Source organism: Sorangium sp. So ce119, from assembly GCF_051524405.1.
Lineage (GTDB): Bacteria > Myxococcota_A > Polyangia > Polyangiales > Polyangiaceae > Sorangium > Sorangium cellulosum_G.
The window spans coordinates 4008965-4027178 of record NZ_CP150310.1 but is presented as its reverse complement, the minus strand read 5'-3'; the positions used below and the strand labels follow the sequence as shown (position 1 = coordinate 4027178).

Annotated in this window: 10 protein-coding genes and 2 pseudogenes; 3 read left to right on the top strand and 9 right to left on the bottom strand. The window is 73.7% G+C overall.

What is annotated here, in order from left to right; translation table 11 throughout:
• Positions 1 to 20 precede the first annotated feature (20 nt).
• Both WME76_RS15070 and WME76_RS15065 read left to right on the top strand, forming a co-directional pair.
• Positions 21 to 1037, top strand: coding sequence for a hypothetical protein (locus tag WME76_RS15070; RefSeq protein ID WP_437960812.1), 1017 nt, complete (start codon positions 21 to 23; stop codon positions 1035 to 1037).
• A 99-nt stretch (positions 1038 to 1136) separates the two neighbouring features.
• Positions 1137 to 2894, top strand: coding sequence for a hypothetical protein (locus tag WME76_RS15065; RefSeq protein ID WP_437960811.1), 1758 nt, complete (start codon positions 1137 to 1139; stop codon positions 2892 to 2894).
• Positions 2895 to 2924: 30 nt separating this feature from the next.
• On the opposite strand, the gene WME76_RS15060 is transcribed toward WME76_RS15065, so the two are convergent.
• From WME76_RS15060 to WME76_RS15020, 9 genes and pseudogenes are all read right to left on the bottom strand, one after another.
• On the bottom strand, positions 2925 to 3485 hold the full coding sequence (locus WME76_RS15060) for a toll/interleukin-1 receptor domain-containing protein (protein ID WP_437962115.1): 561 nt from the start codon (positions 3483 to 3485) through the stop codon (positions 2925 to 2927).
• A gap of 108 nt (positions 3486 to 3593) precedes the next feature.
• Positions 3594 to 3992, bottom strand: a pseudogene (locus WME76_RS15055) (WD40 repeat domain-containing protein); the annotation flags it as partial.
• A gap of 914 nt (positions 3993 to 4906) precedes the next feature.
• Positions 4907 to 5419: pseudogene (locus WME76_RS15050) on the bottom strand (ATP-binding protein); the annotation flags it as partial.
• Positions 5420 to 5531: 112 nt separating this feature from the next.
• Positions 5532 to 6605, bottom strand: a complete 1074-nt coding sequence (locus tag WME76_RS15045) for a hypothetical protein (RefSeq protein WP_437960810.1) — start codon at positions 6603 to 6605, stop codon at positions 5532 to 5534.
• Positions 6606 to 7006: 401 nt separating this feature from the next.
• Positions 7007 to 7468 carry a DoxX family protein gene (locus WME76_RS15040; protein ID WP_437960809.1) on the bottom strand — a complete coding sequence of 154 codons (462 nt, stop codon included), beginning with the start codon at positions 7466 to 7468 and terminating at the stop codon, positions 7007 to 7009.
• Between the two features lie 24 nt (positions 7469 to 7492).
• Positions 7493 to 8287, bottom strand: a complete 795-nt coding sequence (locus WME76_RS15035) for a helix-turn-helix domain-containing protein (RefSeq protein WP_437960808.1) — start codon at positions 8285 to 8287, stop codon at positions 7493 to 7495.
• Between the two features lie 136 nt (positions 8288 to 8423).
• Positions 8424 to 9371 (bottom strand): hypothetical protein, encoded by a 948-nt coding sequence (locus WME76_RS15030; protein WP_437960807.1) that lies wholly within the window; start codon positions 9369 to 9371, stop codon positions 8424 to 8426.
• A 111-nt stretch (positions 9372 to 9482) separates the two neighbouring features.
• Positions 9483 to 10070, bottom strand: coding sequence for a Uma2 family endonuclease (locus WME76_RS15025; RefSeq protein ID WP_437960806.1), 588 nt, complete (start codon positions 10068 to 10070; stop codon positions 9483 to 9485).
• Between the two features lie 169 nt (positions 10071 to 10239).
• Complete coding sequence (locus tag WME76_RS15020; protein WP_437960805.1) at positions 10240 to 15426, bottom strand: pentapeptide repeat-containing protein; 5187 nt, start codon at positions 15424 to 15426, stop codon at positions 10240 to 10242.
• Positions 15427 to 15512: 86 nt separating this feature from the next.
• Between WME76_RS15020 and WME76_RS15015 the strand changes: the two genes are divergently transcribed.
• The gene (locus WME76_RS15015; protein WP_437960804.1) at positions 15513 to 18182 is read left to right on the top strand and encodes a dynamin family protein; all 2670 of its coding nucleotides are present in this window, start codon (positions 15513 to 15515) and stop codon (positions 18180 to 18182) included.
• The last annotated feature ends 32 nt before the right edge of the window (positions 18183 to 18214 follow it).

Below are 18214 nucleotides of genomic sequence, written 5' to 3'. Positions count from 1 at the left end.
GCGCGGAGCCCGATCTCGAGATGCGACAGCTCTCCCTCTTCGAAGGCCGCACGCTCCCCGCGGAGCCGCTCGGCGGGGCCGCGGGGCTCTCGCCAGGCGGCGGCGCGCGCGCCGGTCAGCTCGACCTGTTCGCGCAGCGCACGTTGCAGCTCTCGCTCGCGGCCGAGGCGGTCGCCGCGGGGGAGCTCGGCGAGGCGCGGCGGATGCTCGCGGAGCTCGCGGCGCTCCACCCGGCCGACGCCGACGTGCGCCGCCAGTCCGAGCGCGTCGCCGCGCTGGAGCAGGGGCTCGTGCAGGCGAGCGGCTCCGCCGCGCCGGCGGCCGCGCTGCTCGGGGTCGCGCGCAGCCTCGAGCCCGCGAGCGGCCCCTTCGCGTCGCTGCACCGCGTGCTCCTGCGCCGGGTGGCGGGGGCGCTCCGCGAGGCGGACGGGGACGACGGTCGGCTCGACGGGCAGCCTCCCGGCTACTACTGGCTGGCCGCCGGCGACGCGGCCGAGGCGCACGCCTCGCTCTCGGCCGCCGCGCAGGCGCGGCGGAGCGCGCGCACGCTGTTCCTGCTCGCCGATGCGGCGACGGCGCTCGGGGAGCCTGCGGCGCGGCGGCTCTACCTGGAGGCGCTCCTCTGCGATCCGTTCGACGCGGCGCTCGCGTCGGCGCGCGACGAGGCGGTGCGCGGCCTGCCCGACGTCGCGCGCTACGAGCTCGAGATCGAGGAGGAGCCTGCCGCGTGGTCGGCGCCCGTGGGGATCGTGATGGGCGTGCTGCCGTCGCCCATCGGGATCGCGCTCGACGAGGTGGGCTCCGGGGCGGCGGTCGCGCCCGGTGGAGCTGCGGTCGCGCAGCCGCGGTCGGCCGGGCAGGGCGAGGCGCTCTCGCGTGCGCGGCGCTTCGTCGCGGCGCTCGCGACGGCGTCGTCGCGGGAGGCGCGCCGGTCCGGCGAGGCGGTGATCGAGGCGCGGCGCGCGATGAAGCGGCTCGCGCCGGCGCTGTTCGCGGCGTACATGGCGCGCGGCGGAGCGACGCTGCGGGGCGGGTGAACCGCGCGCTGCTGGGCAGACAGGCGCGTTGCTGGGCGAGCAGGGCGGCTACGCCGGAGAGAGCGCGCCGGCGAGCGCCATCGTTTACGCTCGGGGGCGATGAGGAGCCGTCCGTTCATCGCGCTGCGCCTGCCCGAGGTCGTGCATCCGGGCGAGACGTTCGACGTCGAGCTCTCGCTCGACAGCGCCTCGGTGACGCCCATCGACTTCGTGCGCGTGACCCTGAAGTACACGCAGACGCTCTGGTCGATGGGCCGCCAGGATGTCCTCCAGGCGCGCGATCGGCTCGTCCTCAGCGAGGAGGTGACCGGGCGGGGGCGCCTCGACGAGGGCGTGCATCGCTACCGGGCCTCGTTCACGCTGCCCGGCGATGTCCCGCCGACGCACATGGGGCTCGTCGCCGAGCTCCAGTGCGGTATCCGCGTGGTTGTATCCATCCCGTGGTGGCCCGACGCGGAGGAGAGCGGGGACGTCGTCGTTCGGCCCGCGGTCGGGCCGCGGCCGAGGACCGAGCCGTTCACCGGCGCGAGCGCCCGTGGGGCCGGCGCGTTCGTCGAGGTATCGCTGCCGGATCGCACGTTCGCCCCCGGCGACATGCTGACCGGCGCCGTCGCCTTCGGCGGGCTCGGGGGGCGTCGCGCCAGCGCCCTCGAGGTCGCCCTGGTCGGCGTCGAGCGGGTCCATGCAGGAGGGCAGCGCTCGTCGAGCGAGACCCACAGGCTGTCGTTCTTCCGGGATCTCGGGGGGACCCATGAGGGGCAGGAGGTGCCTTTCCGCATCGAGGTGCCGGGCGATCTCGCGCCCACCTTCAGCGCCGAGGAGGTCTCTCTGGAGTACGCGCTGGAGGCGGTGCTGGAGCACGCGGCTGGCCGGGTGGTGCACCGTGTGCCGGTGGACATCGGCTCGTTCGCGCCGCGGCCCGGGGGCGACGCGAAGCGTCCACGGGTCGGCGCGGCCCGATGGCGCGCGGTCTGGGCGCGCGCGGGCGAGAGGGCTGGTCTCTCGCTGCGTGAGGGGGTGGACGGGCTGGGGCTCCGCGGCGTCCAAGCGGGCTGCGTCGTCGAGGTGGCTCCGGTGGACGAGCGGTCGGCGCCCGGCCTGGGCGCGACGGTGCACATCGCGGAGCCCTGGGGCCTCGATCTTCAGGTGCGGCCGCGGCGCGCCCTGGAGCGCGTCGGCGTGGTCACCGGGGATCCCACGTTCGACGGGCGTTTCCGGGCCTCCGGGCGGGAGGACGCGCAGGTGCTGGCGGCGCTCGCGCCTGCCTTGCGGGCTGCGCTGGGCGCGTTCCGTGGGGTCGACCTGAACGACGCGCGGGCGCGGGTGCGGAGCGCCGTGGGGGCGTTCGACGAATCGGTGCTCGGCCTGTTCCTGGATCAGGTCGCGGCGCTTGCCCAGGCGATCGCGGAGGCCGGTGCGGCCCTGCCGCCGCCGGCGTCGATGGCGGCGTGGTTGCCCTCGTGGCGGCGCTTTGCAGAGGAGAGCGATGGGGCGCTGCATGTTGGGCCGATGCGGCTCTCGGGGACCTTCGAGGGGTCGCAGTTCGAGGTGCGGACGCGGTTCAAGGGGGCTGCGCCGGCCGGCACGCGGCTCGCGGTGCGGCTGGATCCGCCGAGCGGGGGGGCTGGAGGATCGATGAAGCCGCCGGGAGAGGCGATCGCGGCGGAGATCCTGGACCAGGCGGCGCGGCTCGGGGGCGTCGTGGAGGAGGAGGGGATCGCGGTGGCGCCGGGGGAGATCGCCGTGGCGCTCGCGGCGCCGCTCGCGGATCCGGCGGCGGCGCGGGAGGTGCTGCGGTCGATGCTGGCGCTCGCGCGCGAGCTGCGGGGGGAGCGACGGGGAGGGCCGTACCGGTGAGGGGCGCGGCCAGGGACGTGGCCGGGGAAGCTAACCGGAGCGCGCTCGGAGCGCCTCGACAGCGCGCCGGATGCCGAGCGCCACGTCAGTCCAGGCTTCGTCGCGATCCCGCCAGAGGGTGACCGGTCTGGCCTCCTTGGGTAGCGCCTGGAGCCTGGCGAACGGCGCGCTGTGCCAGTCGCTCTTCCGGAGGACGACCGGGATGACGCGGGCCTGGCCGGCGTCGTGGCGTTCGAGGGCGCGCTTCATCTCCGTGTCGAAGCGGTAGTCGGAGGCGAGAAAGTCCGCGCTGACGAGGAGGAGGATCACGTCGGCCTCGTCGAGGTTCCTGTCGATCTGGCCAGCCCACTCATCGCCGGCGGCGATGCGTCGGTCGTGCCAGCTCTGGAGGAGACCTTCGCGCTTGAGGAGGGCGAGATGGGTCTCCAGCTCGTCGCGGAGGGCCTCGTCCTTGTGGGAGTAGCTGAAGAAGAGACGGATGGGCCTTCTCGCAGTAAGGCTTTCCTCTTGAGGTTCCGAGTTCGTGAAATAGAGATGCCAGAGGTTGCCGTTTGCGTCGCCCGCACAGAGAATCTGCTGCGACACAGCCACGCTGACGAATGGGCTGGTCCCGCGCGCTGAAGCCAGGAGTTCCCCTTTCAAGCTGTCCCAGACCTTGAGCGTGCTATCGTACGATGCGGAGACGATGCGCTGGCCGTCGGGGCTGATCGCGCAGGCATTGACCCCCAAGTAGTGGCCTTCGAGCGTGGCGAGGAGCTTGCCGGTCGCAAGGTCCCAGACCTTGAGCGTGCTATCGTGTGATGCGGAGACGATGCGCTGGCCGTCGGGGCTGATCGCGCAGGCATTGACCGCCTCGGAGTGGCCTTTGAGGGTGGAGAGGAGCTTGCCGGTCGCGAGGTACGAGACCTTGAGCGTGCTATCGTGTGATGCGGAGACGATGCGCTGGCCGTCGGGGCTGATCGCGCAGGCATTGACCGCCCGGCGTGGCCGTGCAGTGTGCGCTCCTCTGCGGTCCACATCCGTACCGGATGCCGCAGCCGGATCCTCGGTAGGCCGCGCGGCAGCTGCAGCGTTCGCGCGATGCGCTCCGCCTCCCATCCGGCCGAGCGCAGCCGGTTGTAGACCAGCTCTGGCAGCGCCTCCGGCGCTCCAATGAGCCAGTGCGACTCGGCCCGCACCGCCCGGTAGAGCAGATCGAGCTCGTCGTCCCCGAGCTCCTTCGCCCCGAGGCTCAGCGCATCCTCGAGCGCATCCGGCCCCTCCTCGCGGCAGAGCGCCTCCAGCAGCCCGAGCTCCCGGCAGAGCCCCCGCACCTTCTCCCATTCACCCGCCGCGAGCGCATGGGCGATCGCGTGGCGCGCCGCATACCGCCTCCGGAAATCGCTGTCCCCCTCTGCCGCTGGCCACCGCGCCGTTGTCTCCAGGAGCCGCCGGTGCAGCTCGGCCATGCGCTTCGGCCCGAGCTTCTCCGCGAGGAAGGCGCGAAACGCCTCGTGGTACGGCCGGTACGCCCGCGCGCCACGCCACGACGCCGGCTCCTCGAGGAGCAGCGCCCGCGCAGCGCGAAGGAAGTCTTCCCCGGCCTCGATGTCGTTCCACCCCCACGCCGCCTCGATCTCCTCGAGCGGCAGCGCCTCCCGCGCCGCGCAGATCAGCCCGAGCCCGTTCGCGACGAGCCCGAATTGCTCGCGCGGCAGGCTCCGGAGCTGCTGCCAGATTTGCTCCAGGAACCCGTTCAGCCCCCGCGGCAGGCGCTCCACGCGCCTTTGTTCGACCGGCTGCTCCTCGAGCCATTCCCGCAGTTTCACCGCATAGAGCAGGTTCCCCTCCGCTCGCGCGATCGCCTCCTCGACGAGCCGGCTGTCCAGCCTCGGCGTGAACCGCGGCGCCTGGTCGGCCCAGAACGCGCGGCAGGCCTGCTCGTTCGAGCCCGTCCACTCGGGCGCGTCGAGATCGATCCGCCGCACGTTCCCTCGGCTCTCCAGCCACCCGAGGTGCGGGTACTGCGGGCGCGAGGCGCAGAGCGCGTGCACGCGCGGCGGCAGCGCGTACGGCAGGAAGCCCGGCAGCGGGTTCTGCCCGGCGCCCTCGCTGCGCGCCTCGTCGAGGCCGTCGACGACGAGCACCAGGCGCTCTCCACGGGGGACGAGCTCGTGCTTCGACACCCTGGCGAGGAGCTCGATCAGCCGGCTCTCCGGCCTCGCCGCTGGGTCCTTCTGCGCCGGGTAGTGCGCCTCGATCTGCGCCGACAGGGAGCGCGTGACCGCCTCGGGCCGATCCCAGTCCATCACGTCGCGCCGGAGGAAGTGGTGCGGCGCCCTGCGGCCGCGCTGCTCCTCCAGGTCGAGCCATCGCGAGAGGATCGCGCTCTTGCCCATGCCGGGCCCGCCCGTGACGAGCACCCAGCGCCCCGACGCCCCCGCGCCTTCGAGGTGGCGATCGATGGCCGCGAGCACGTCCTCGCGGCCGAAGAAGTGCTCGTGGCGGCTGCGCTCGATGCCGAAGTCGATGAGGTCTGCCGCCACGGCGTCAGTCTAACAGACGACCTTCTCGGGCCGCCGCATGGGCCTGCTCAGGACGGGGAGGGTGCGCAGCGCGCGGCGCACGCACGGCGCACCCTCCACATCGTTCAACGGGTCATCCGTCCGCGATCCCGGCCGGCGCGCCGTCCGTGATCTCGGACGGCGTCTCCGCCGGTGCCTCCTCCTGCGCCGCGGCCGCCCCGTTGCTGCCGAGCGCGACCGCGGCGCGGAGTGCCGGCAGCAGCTCGTCGGCCTTGCGCTTGCCGAGCGCGACGGCCGCGAGCACCTGGAGGTGGTCGTAGCGCTCGGCGACGAGCGCCGCGATCCGGTCGCGCAGGATCGCCTCCTCGGTGCGCTTCGGCACCGCGGCGGCGGCGTTGCCTGGGCGTACCTGCTGCACCAGCGCGCCGCCCAGCGTGGCGAGCAGGTCGAGCCTGTCGGCCGGGAACGGGTGCTTTCCAGCGAGCGCCGCGGAGAACTCGGCGAAGAGCCCCGGGAGCGCGACGAAATCGCGCGCCTTGTCGAGCTTGCCCGAGCCCGCGCGCACGGCGGCGACCCGCTCGCGCGGCAAGAGGCCGAGCAGCGGGTGCGACGCCACCTCGAGGTAGCTCAGCATCAGCTCGCGCCACGGCGCGCCTTCGGCCAGCATCCTGTCGATCTCTCCCGCGCTGAGCGTCGCGACCGGCACGCGCGCCGCGCTGAAGTCGAGCGCCATGACCAGCGCTGGCAGCTCGAAGACCTCCTTGAGCCTGGGCTCGCGCAGCGCGCTCACGGCGGCCGGAAGGTGCGGCTCGAGCGCGTCGAGCGCGGCCCTGACGTTCGCGCGCATGAGCAGCGGCTGCCCCGTGAAGACAGGCAGATCCGCCGCCGGCACCCGCTCGGCGAGCGGCCGGAAGTGCGCGAAGGCGCGCTCGGGGGCCTCGTCGGTGAACGCGTCCTTCCGGGCCTCCGCGATGAGCGCCGCGGGATCGACGCCCGCCCGATCCCGCTTGCGCGCGCTCCGTGCCTCGTTCTTGCCGGCCTTCGCGGCCTTCACGTCGTCGCTCTTGCCGGCCTTCGCGGCCTTCACGTCGTCGCTCTTGCCGGCCTTCGCGACCTTCGCGTCATCCCTCTTACCGGCCTTCGCGCCAGCCTTCTTGTCGGCCTTCGCGTCCTTCGCACGAGCCTTCTTGTCCTTGTTTCCGCCCATGGGTCTCCCTCCGCGTCAGCGCGGTTCGTTCAGCCGGCGACCGTGCCACGGCGCCGGCGACCTGTTCAATCCGACCGCACTGACCGCGCCCCGCACGCACCGGCGAAATCGTGCCCGCGCGACGGCCCCGGCACCGGAGGCGCGACCTGCATCCCTCCGACCGACGCGACGCGCCCGGCGTCGCCGTGCGCTCAGGGCTCCGTCCCGTTTCGCGGGGCAGGCGCAATCTGGCTTACAAACCTGTCACCGGGGTGGCGGGCAGCCCGTGGTTGGGCCTGGGGGGACGTGTCCGATCCGGCGGGTAAGCGTTCCCGGGCACCCCATCCGGTCCCGGCCGCGAGCCGCTACCGTCCTGTGCGCGCGCATCGCGGCGCGCGTCTCCTCCTCGAGCGACGCGCCGATCACCTCCGGCTCCGGCCACGTGTCTTGATCGCCACGGCGACCGTCGCCGCGACGAACACGATCTGAAGGAGCGTGCGCGGCACGAGCGGCGTCACCGGGCTGCCGCCGAGGGTGAGCCCCGCGCGCGCGGCGTGGACGTTCGCGGGGAACATCGCCAGGAGCAGGATCGTCAGCCCGATGGCGGCCCAGGGCGCGAGCCTCGGCACGAGGAGCGCCGCCGCGCCCGCGATTTCCAGGACCCCCGTGGCGGTCACGAGGAGCTCGGGATCGGGCAGCGCCGGCGGCACCATGGCCACGAGCTCCGCCCGCCGGCTCCCCCAGTGGGCCGATGCGGTGAGCAGGAACATCGCCGCGAGGGCGTACCGCAAGCACGTCACCCAGCTCGCGAGGTGTTGGACGCCGAGCCGACCGAGGACGAGGAGCAACGCGAACGAGACCGTGAGGACAAGGAGAGGTGCCATGCACGCAAGGTGGCAATCGGCCCTTCAGCCGTCTTGAACCAACTGGCTACGGCGTCTCAGGTCGGAGGGGCTCACCCCGAACATCCGGCGGAAGGTCCGGGTCATGTGCGCCGCGTCCGCGAAGCCGGCCGCGGCGGCTGCCTCGGCGAGCGGCGCGCCGCCGGCGATCGCCGCCCCTGCGCGCTCCAGCTTGAGCCACAGGAGGTACGGGCGCAGCGGCACGCCGACGCTCTCGGTGAAGGCGTGCATGAACCGCCCCGGCGAGAGGCGCGCCATGCGCGCGAGCGCCTCGAGCGACGTGTCCGCGCTCCCGCCGTCCGCCCGCAGGTGGCGCAGCACCCGCTGGATCCCCGGGTGCCGCGGCCTCGGCGAGGGCGCCGGGAGCGAGACCCCCAGCGCCTGGAACACGCCGGGCAGCGCCGCGGCGAGCTCGCCGTCGCCGACCGCGGCGATGCACGACCGCAGCCGGTCCGCCGTCTCGCCGCCCACGATCTCGAGCTTCGACGCCCCGAGCGCCTGGGCCAGCCCATCGCCGGCCGCGCTCTCCGGCTCGACGAACACGAGGAGCACGCGCCTGCCCGACGCGTCGATCGCATGCGCGACGTCCGGGGTGGTGAGAACGGCGCTCCCCGGCTGAGACGGGCTCTTGTCGGTCGTGCGGACCTGAAGCTCTCCCTCGAGCGCCAGCACGAGGTGCCAGCAGTGGTGGGCGTGCAGCGTGCTCCGCTCTCCAGGGCCCCACGTCGCCAGCACGGAAGGCCACGGACGCGCCACGCCTGCGGGGGCGGCGAAGCCGGTCGCTTTCGGGGGGAGGAGCATCGGCCGGAGTCTAGGCGGGCTCGGCGGATGCCGGCCTGCCAGAGGGGTCCCGGAGCAGCGAACCTCGCCCGCGCACGTTATTCCCGGCGCTTCCGCGAGAACCGGTGCTGCCGCTCCCGGGGTGGGTGCTGCGCCCCTACCGTCCGATGCGCGCGCGGATTGCAGCGCGCGTCTCTGCCGAGAGCGTGTCGAGGTAGGAATCGGAGAGCGCCCGGAGCACCTCGTCCGGCAAGGCGAGCAGCACCTGTTCGGGCGGCAGGCCCGCGACCCGCTGCTCCGGCGGCAAGCCCGCCATGCGCTGCTCCGGCGGCAAGCCCGCGAGGCGCTGCTCCGGCGGCAAGCCCGCCATGCGCTGCTCCGGCGGCAAGCCCGCGAGGCGCTGCTCCGGCGGCAAGCCCGCCATGCGCTGCTCGGGGGCGTAGGCCGACAGCACCCGCTCGGGCGGCAGGGTGGCCAGGAGTTTCCTGATCACCTCGTCGAAGCCTTCCAAATCGTGCATGTCCATGGCGATCTCCTCGGCTCCAAGCTGCTGCGAGAGCCACCGGCGGGCCTCGATGGTGCGCGCCTCGCCGTGCCCGAACAAGCGTAGCAGATCGTCGTCCTCGGCCTCCGCCGCGGCGTCGATCTCCACGACCAGCAGCGCGAAGGCCCCGCCGTGGAGCCGCCAGTAGCCGCCGCCGAGGTCGCCCCATTCCAGGCCGAGGTCGGCCACGTCCGCGTCGAGCGACCTGGTGCGCGACGGGACGAGCAGCACGCCGCACAGGTCGCTCCGCCGCTCGATGCGCTCGGATTCGTCGGCGCAGTACAGGTGCAGGTAGCTGCACAGCCGGTCGAGGTTGCGCCGGCGGTAGGGCCGGCCGATGCTCTTGAACTCGACGATCGTGTCCCTGGGCAGCAGGTCCCAGAGCCGCTTCAGCGTGCCGGCCGGCTCGCTCGGCCCCGCGCTGCCGCGCAGCAGCAGGTAGTCTGCGCGGAGCGGCTCCGTCGAGAGCGGCACCTCGCTGCGCACCTCGAACCGCCGCGAGCCGCGCTGGCTGAGCAGCGCGACGAGCAGCACATGCCAGGCCGTCCGGGTCGAGCCCATCGGGCGCCGTCTACAGGCGTGTCCGGGGCGGGGCCAACAATCCGCGCTGTCCCGCGAGCGGGGACCGAGGCCGAGGCCTCGCCTGTACGACCGTGGGCGGGATCGAGGTGGTCAATCGCCCTCGATGTCGAGGTCCTCCCACCAGATGGAGAGATCGATTTCCATCTCTTCGAAGGGCTCGGCGCGCACCCGCTCCGTCGGGCCGTGGACGCCGAGCTCAAGCCACCTGCCGTCGATGAGACGGCTGACCGACAGCGATCTCGCCTCGGGGTCCACGTACCAGAGGTGGCTCACGCCGATCTCGGCGTAGAAGCGCCGCTTGACGATGAGATCATGAGCGCGTGTCCCGGGTGACAGGACCTCGCAGACCCAGTCCGGCACGACGCGGATGGGCTCCTTCACGGGCAGGCGAGGCAGCCGCTCGCGCCGCCACCCCGCGACGTCCGGCGAGATCTCCGGGGCGCGAGGGAGCTCGACGCCCGGCTCGATGAGGATCCACCAGCCCCCTGGGCCGTTGCGCCGCTTCTGAAAAGGGCCGTGAAGGTCGGTGGCAATGCTGGTCTCGAGGCTCCCGTGCGGGGCGCGAGGGCGAGGGAAGGCGTAGAGGTTGCCGTCGATGATCTCGCCACGCATCGTGTCAGGCAGCGCGTCGAGGTCCGCCCTCGTCGCGGGGTGATCCAGCTTTCGGGCAATGCTCATCGAGAGGCTCCTGGGTCGCGCGGAGCTTACCTCAGCCGGGGCGCGGCGCGAACGCTACCGTGGCAGCGGCCGGCCAACAGGCGACGCCCCTGGTAGCCGAGCAGCCGGACGACGCACGCGCCTCGACCGCGATTGGCCGGGAGCGGCTTACCTCTCGACCACCCTGCGCTCATTCCCCGCGAAGCGTAGGCCGCTCGGGGAGCAGCGGCTCGTCGTCCGGGATGCGCAGGCCAGGGATGAGCGCGTCGAGCTCGCCTGGCTCGAACCGGCAGAGGTTAATGGCGTGCCAGAAGCCGCCTGCGACGTTGCCGCCGAGCTTGTAGCGACCGTCGGGGCGAAAGGCGACCCAGCCCTCGGGGAGCTGGAGCAGCACGGCGAGGCACGCGCCGGTACGCACGTCCCAGAGGCGGATTGTATTGTCGGAAGAGCAGGAAAAGAGCGTCCGGCCGTCGGGACTGAACGCCATGCTCAGCACCGCATCCGAATGCCCGAGGAGTGCGCGAACGAAGGCTCCAGTCGACACGTCCCAGAGCCGGATGCTCTCGTCGGATGAACCCGACGCGACCCATGCGCCGTCCGGGCTGAAGACCACGCTGGTGATATGCGCGGAATGACCCGGCAGCGTACCGAGCATTTCGCCGGTCGCCGCTCGCCACAAGATGAGCTCGTGATCGGAGCCGCCGGAGGCCAACGTCGCGTTATCAACACTGAAGGCCACGCTCAGGACGCTGCCGTTGTGCCTGCGTAACTCGTGAATCATGCCACCATCCGCGACGCCCCAGATCCGGACGGTCCCATCTCCCGAGCCGGAGGCCAGGGTGGAACCATCAGGGCTGAAGGCCACGCTCCTGATGCCGCTGCCGCGCGTGTGACCCCGGAGCACGTGCAGCAATGCGCCCGTCGTCGCCGCCCATAGCCGTATCGTGCTGTCCTGGGAGCCGGTGGCCAGCGCCGCGCCGTCTGGGCTGAACGCGACGCTCAACACCGAGTGAGAATGCTCTTGAAGCCTGTGCACCAGCTTGCCGGTCACGACGTGCCAGAGCCGGACGGTGTTGTCGTACGAAGCGACAGCCAGGGTCTCGCCATCGGGGCTGAAGGCGAGATCCATCAAGTAGTCGCGGTGCCCCACCTGAGCGCACGACACATCTCCCATCGACACGTTCCAGAGCTGAATGCTGCCTTCTGCGGAGGCGGAGGCGAGCGTCGCGCCGTCACGGGCCAGCGCCATGTTCACCATGAGCTGGGAGCGCCCCTTCAGCACGCGCAGCGTTTCGCCGGTCGACACCTGCCAGAGCCGCACCGTGCCGTCGCGAGCGCCCGTCGCCAGCGTTGCGCCGTCAGGGTGGAACGCCACGCTCAAAACACGATCTGAGTGGCCCTCGAGGACGCGCAGCGTTTCGCCGGTCGACACCTGCCAGAGCCGCACCGTGCCGTCGCGGGAGCCTGAAGCCAGCGTCATGCCGTCGGGGCTGAACGCCACGCTCAGCACCGAATCCGAATGGCCTCGCAGGACGTGCAGCATTTCTGCCGTCGACACCCGCCAGAGCCGCACCTCATTATCGCGGGAGCCTGAAGCGAGCGTCGCTCCATCGGGGCTGAACGCCACGGTCGGCAGCCAGGCCGCGTTGCCACCGACCTCTTGCAGCAATCGGCCTGCTAACGACTGCCAGAATCGCGCCAGCACCATGGCGTCCCGGGAGCCCGAAACCATCGTGTTCCCCGAAGGACTGGCGGCCACGACCAACGGCGCATAGGGCTGATTTTGCAGCAGTCCGATTTCATTGAGGGTCGCCACTTCCCAGATGCGTGCATCCTGATTCCAGGTGCTCGAGGCCAGCGTCATGCCGTCGGGGCTGAACGCCACGCTCATCACGGCGCGCGAATGTCCTTTCAGCAAGCCGAGCGGATTGCCTGTGGAAACGTCCCATAGCCGAACGGTGCCGTCCTTCGCGCCGGAGGCGAGCGTGTCGCCGTCAGGGCTGAACGCGATACTCATCACCGGTCCGGAGTGCCCCAGCAGCATGCGAAGCGCGCTGCCGGTCGCCATGTCCCACAGGGCGAGGCCGTCAGCATGGCCGGATGCGAGCAACGCCCCGTCAGGACTGAACGCCACAGCGTTGCATTCCGCGACCTGCACCCAGCTCGGCTCGAACCTGGCCGCGTTTGGCAATGCCGCGCCGAACGTGTCGCACTCCTCGAACCGCGCGCCCCGCGCGCCCACGAGCTTCGCCCCGCGCAGCCTCACCGACGCGAGCGTCGCTCCGGTCAGATCCGCGCCCACCATCCGCGCCCGCACCGCCGTCGCACCCGTTAGATCCGCCCCAGCGAGCGCCGCCCTCGAGAGATCCGCTCCATCGAGCAGCGCCCCCTCCATCCGCGCCCCGCTCAGGTTGACCCCCACGAGCTTCGCCCCCCTCAGGTCCGCTCCCCGCAGGTCGCAGCCGCTCAGGTCCTTCCCCGAGAGGTCCTGCCCCCGCAGGTCCGCCCCGGCGAGGTTCATCCGCTCGCGCACGCCGAGCCCCATTCGCCCGTCGATCCGCAGCGCGTTCGCCGCCGCCACCGCCCCCCACGCCCCGCCGAGCGCCACCCGCGCCCACGCCGCCGCCGCCTCGCGCCCCGCGAGCGCCCCGAAGAAATCGGCCATCAGCTCGCTCACCTCGCGCTGCGCGAGCGCCGCCGCCTCGCCGGAGCGGTGCACCTCCTCGGCCGCCTCCCGCGCCACGAGCCACTCGAGCACCGACTGGTGGATGAACCGGAAGTTCTCCTGGTCGTCCCACACGAGCAGCGTGCCCGATCCGATCTCGTGCGTCGCCACCCCCACGTCGAGCTCGTGCCGCCCGAGCGCCTGCAGCGCCGCGATGAGCTCCGGCGGCAGCTCGCGGATGCTCACGCTCTGCTCCGTGCGCTGCCACAGCCGCGTCGCGAGCGCCGTCACCGCACGCCACCGCTGCGCCACCGACAGACCCGGCTGCGCGCCCCTCGGGTGCGCGCGCTCGTACTCCCAGACGAGCCACCGGTCCAGCAGGAGCCGGTACAGCCCCGCCGACGTGATCTCCCCGTCGCCCGCCTTCGCCTGCCGGAGCTGCGCCTCCTCGATCTCCGCGATGAACCCCAGCATCCGCGGGTTCGCCGACAGGCCGAGCAGATCCTTCACGTCGGCGAGCAGCCGCATACGCGCGTCCGCGGCCTCCTCGCTGCCGAGCCGGTTCACGAGGAACCGGTGGATCTGCGCCCCGGTGAACGGCAGGAGGCGCGCGAGCCGGTAGCCGGGCAAGAGCGCCGCCTTCTCCGCGAGCGCCGAACGCACCTGCTGCTCCGAGATGAAGTGCTGGCTGCGGCTCGTGACCACCACCTTCGCCGCCTTGCCCTGCGCCGCCTGGATCAGCGTGTCGAAGTGCTCGACCGCGCGGTCGTAGGTGACGCGGAAGGCGAGCTCGTCGAAGCCGTCGAACAGGAGCGCGATCCGCCCCTCGGCGAGCATGTGCCGGAACGCGGGCAGGTCGATCTTGCCGAGCCCCGCGAGCGCGAGGTGCTGCGCGATGAGGGCGTTCAGGTCGCGCGCCTTCTCCAGCGCGCGCATCTCGATCAGCACCGGCGTCAGCGGGCCTCCAGCCTTGCCCATGCGCCGCGCGAGCTCGCGCAGGAGGAACGTCTTGCCGGTGCCGAAGTCGCCGAGCACCAGCACGAACCGGCTGTGCTCCGAGTCGAGCAGCTCGATGAACGCGTCGAGCGCGCGCTCGCGCAGCGCCTCCTCCTGGCCCATCGTGAGCGCGATGCGCTGCTCGACATAGAGCGCCGACGGGTACGTCGGGTCCCGATCGAGCCTGGCGTTCTGCCACGCCAGGTAGCCGCGGAAGTCGATGAGCCCCTGGTACTCGAGGAAGCGCACGAGGCGCACGCGCCGCGCGCTCGCGTAACGCACGAGCTCCTCCGGCGCGGGCTCGCCGCCGTAGACCAGCGTGGACACGAGGCCCGGATCGTCGCGCCGGTACGAGGCGTCGATGCTCTCCAGGAACGCGGAGACCGCCTCGGTCGAGATGCCGCTCTCGAGCGCCGCGAGCGGCGCGATCCGGACGATGCCGCCCTCGTTGACCGACACGCGCAGGTAGACGCCGAAGGGGAGGGGCGCGTCGAACCACTCGATCTTGACGCCGTCCGGCTCGCGCAGCCTGCACACGCGCTCGACCCGCGAGAGGAAATCGTCGCTGCGCCCCTCGCCCGGCAGGAGGATCTCATCGCCGTGCGGCTCCGCGTGGCCGCCCCGCGCGCGCGCCGGGAAGCGGCGCAGCCCGCGGCCTCGCCCGGCGTGCTCGGCGCGCCCTGGCGAGAGGGTGCGCCGCAGGAACGCGAACAGGAACTCCGCCGAGGCGCGGCACGCGAACGCGCGGAAGCTGTCGTCCTTGTCGTGGTCGCCGTGGTCCGAGACCGCCTTCGCGATGATCGACCGCCGCCCGAGGCGCTCCGCGACGTAGCCGATCGCCGCGGCCTCCATCTCGACGCCGAGCACCTTCCGACCGATCGGCCTCAGCCGCTCGAACAGCGCGGGGTCCTCCTGCACGGCCTTGCCCGTGACGATCGGGCCGACGTGCACGCGGAACGGCCGGGCCGGCGGCGGGCCGTCCGGGTGGATCACGCGCTCCCGGCGCACCTGCGCCACGCCCGCCTCCGTGAGCTCGAGGCCGCGGTCGCCGATGCAGAGCACGCCCTCGGCCTCCAGCTCGCCGACGCGCTCGGTCCACCCCGGGCACCGCGCGGCGCGCTCCGGCAGCGCGACCGGCGGCGGCGCCCCGTCGACGACGCTCGCGTAGAGCGCGTGCCGGAGCCACCACGCCTGCGACGCCCTGGAGGGCGGGCGCTCGCGCGCGAGCGGCGTCGCGCGCTCGAACTCGCGCGCGAAGAGCGCGGCGTCCATGTTCCACGTGCGCTCGAGGTTGTACGTCTCGATGTCGTGGAAGAAGCCGGCCTCGCCGTCGCCGCCGGGCGCGACGCGCTTGCCCTCGTCGTGGCTGTAGACGCGGTCGGCGACGATCACGTCGCCGAGCGACACCTCGCCGCGCTTGCCGGCGCAGATGCCGCACATCGCGAGGCACCCCGGATCGAGCTCCTCGATGAGCCCCTGCGCCCTCGCCGCGGCAGCGCTCTCGCCCATCCGCCCCGACCACGCCGCGGCGACGCGGAGCGGCTGGCCGCGGTCGTTCGGGAGCTCGCGGACGTAGTACGGAAACCCGGCCGGATCCCGCGCCTCCCGCCAGCCGTCCCGGCCGCCCTCGCCGAGCGCGAGCACCGCCTCGAGCTCGTCCTGCAGCGCGGTCACGACCAGCGCGTCGACGCGCCCTGCGAGGATGTCCGGCGGCACGAGGCCACTCTACCAAACAAGCGCGCGCCCTCGACCGGGCCGATTTTCTTGGACGACCGCCCTCTCCCGGGGCTTTCATCCGGGCCATGGCGAGGCTCGTCGAGGCGCTGAATCGATTCTTCGGGCGGGTCGAGATCCTCGCGCTCGGCCTCGAGAACGAGCGCAGCGCCGCCGAGGCCGCGCTCGGGAAGGGCATGCCGCTCGACGCCCGCGAGCACGCCCGCACCATCCTCTCCGTGCTGCCCGACTCGGCCGTCGGGCTCGCGCTCTGGGCCGACGCCGCAGAGGAGGCCTGGCTCGACGAGGAGGTCGTCACCGCGCTCGCGGACCTCTCGAAGCGCGTGCCCTGGCGCGCCGACGTGTGGCTCCGCCTCGGGCGCGCGGGGCAGCGCGTCGGCTGGGAGGGCGCGCGCGACGCGCTCGAGCGGGCCGCGTCGGCCCCGGAGGAGCGCGACGCGGCGCGCCTCGCGCTGCTCGACCTCTGCGACCTCGACCTCGCCGCCGGCGATCCGGCGCGCGCGCAGCGCTGGCTCGACCGCATCCCGGCGCCGCTCTCGACCGTGCCCGACCGCGACGCCGCCCTCCGCCGCGCCGCGTGCGCGCTGGCGCGCGGCGACCTCGACGGCGCGCGCGCCGCCGCGGAGATCCTGGGCGAGCCCGCCGCCATCGAGGGGCGCGCCGCCCTCGTCCTCGCCCAGCTCGCGCTCGCCGAGGCGAGCGCCGCGGCGGGGCCCTCCGCGGGGGCGCCGCCGCCCGCCGTCGTGGCGCGCGCGCTCGACCTCGGGCTCCGCGCGCTCGTGCTCGACGTCCCCGGCGCGGCGGAGCTCTGCGCCGCGCTCGTCGCCGCCTCCCGCGACGTGCTCGTCGTCGATCGCGTGCGCCGCGTCGTCCGCGCCGCGGGCGCGCTCGACGAGCCGACCTGGGCCGCCGCGTTCGCGTTCGCCGAGGGGCGGCGCGACGACGCGCGGCGCGCGCTCGCGCGCGGCCTCTCCGCCGGCGACCGCGCGGCCGCGGCGGCGCTGCTCCGCATGGCCGTCGAGACGCGCGACCTCGGCGCGCTCGACGCGCTCGCCGCGCGGGCGGCGGGCGAGGATACGCGCGGCGCGACGGCGCCGCCGCTCTCGCCCGACCTCGTCCGGCTGCGCGACGCCGCGACGATGGCGTCCGAGGGGCAGGGGAGCAAGGCGCTCGACGCGCTCGACGCGGTGACCGGCGAGGGCGCGGCGTGGGCCGAGGACATCCGCCGCTCGATCCTGCGCGGGTGGATCCCCCCCGCGGAGGGCGGCGCCGCGCCCCGCCCCGCCGCCTGGGGCGACGTGCTGCGCGAGCTCGCGCGCACGGCCAAGCTCCTCGACCGGCTCGACCTGCTCGCGGGGACCGAGGCGCTCGCCGTCGAGCGGGAGCGCCCGCTCCGCGCCGCCGTGGTCGGCGAGTTCAACGCCGGCAAGAGCACCTTCCTGAACGCGCTGCTCGGCGAGGACGTGGCGCCGACCGGCGTGCTGCCGACGACCGCGACGCTCCACTGGGTCGCCTGGGCGCCCGATCCGTTCGCGCGCATCGTCGTGCGCGGCGGCCAGGACCGCGTCGTGCCGCACGCGGCGCTGAAGGACACGCTGCGCGCCCTCGCCGCGGCCGGCGACAAGGTCGCGCGCGTCTTCATCTACGCGCCGATCGAGCGGCTGAAGCGCGTCGAAATCCTCGACACGCCCGGCTTCAACGCGCCGGACCCCGACCACATCGCCGAGGCGCGGCGGGCGTTCGACGAGGCCCACGTCGCCCTCTGGCTGCTCGACGCGCCGCAGGCGATGAAGGAGTCGGAGCGCCGCGTGCTCTCCGAGATCAGCGCGCTCGGCGTGCCCGTGCAGATCCTCGCGAACAAGGCCGACCGGCTCAAGCCGGACGCCCTGGAGACGGTGCTCGCGCACGTGCGCGACAGCCTCGCGGCGAGCGCCATCGCCTCGCTCGCGCCGCCGATCGCCTTCTCGGCGCGGCTCTCGCTCAGGGGGCGGCTCGGCGACGAGGCGGCGCTCGCGGCGTCGGGGTGGGCCGAGGTCGAGGCGCTCTTCGCCGAGCAGATCGTCGACGCGAGCGAGGCGCTCCGCGAGCGCGCGCTCCGGCGCAAGGCGGGCCGCATCGCGGTCGAGCTCGCCCAGGCGGCCTCCGCGCGCGCCGCGGAGGACCGGGAGGCCGTGCGCCGCGCGCGCGCCGAGGCCGACCGGCTGCGCGCGAGCGCGGCGTACCTGCGCCGCGAGCGGCGCACGATCGCCGCGGTGATCGACAAGGCGCTCGAGCCCGCGCGCCGGGAGCTCGCGGCGGACCTGCGCCCGATCGCGGCGCTGCCCGAGGAGCGCAAGCGCACGGACGCCGGCGTCCGCGCCTACGTGCAGGAGCGGCTCGTGGCGCGCCTGAGCTGGCCGCTCTCCGCCGAGATCGCGAGGGCGGCGGCCCACGCGGCCCACGCGGGCGGGGACGCGGGGGGCCGCGCCGCGCGGGGCGAAGACGCCGAGCCGTCGCCGCGGGCGGCGGCCCACGTGCGCGCGGTGCTGATGGGCATGGTGGCGGTGCACGACGCGCCCGACGAGCTCGCGGCGCGCCCGATCGAGGGCGTTGTCGAGGCCGCGATCGACGCCTTCGCGATGGCGCTGTCGGCCGAGGCGGAGGCGCCGGTGCCGCCGCCGGCCTCGGCGGCGATCGAGCAGCGCGCGCTGGCGCTGCGCGTCGCCTTCGAGGCGCCCGCGGCGCCGGCCGACAGCTGAGCGGCCGCCTCTGCGCCCCGGCCCGTGCGAGG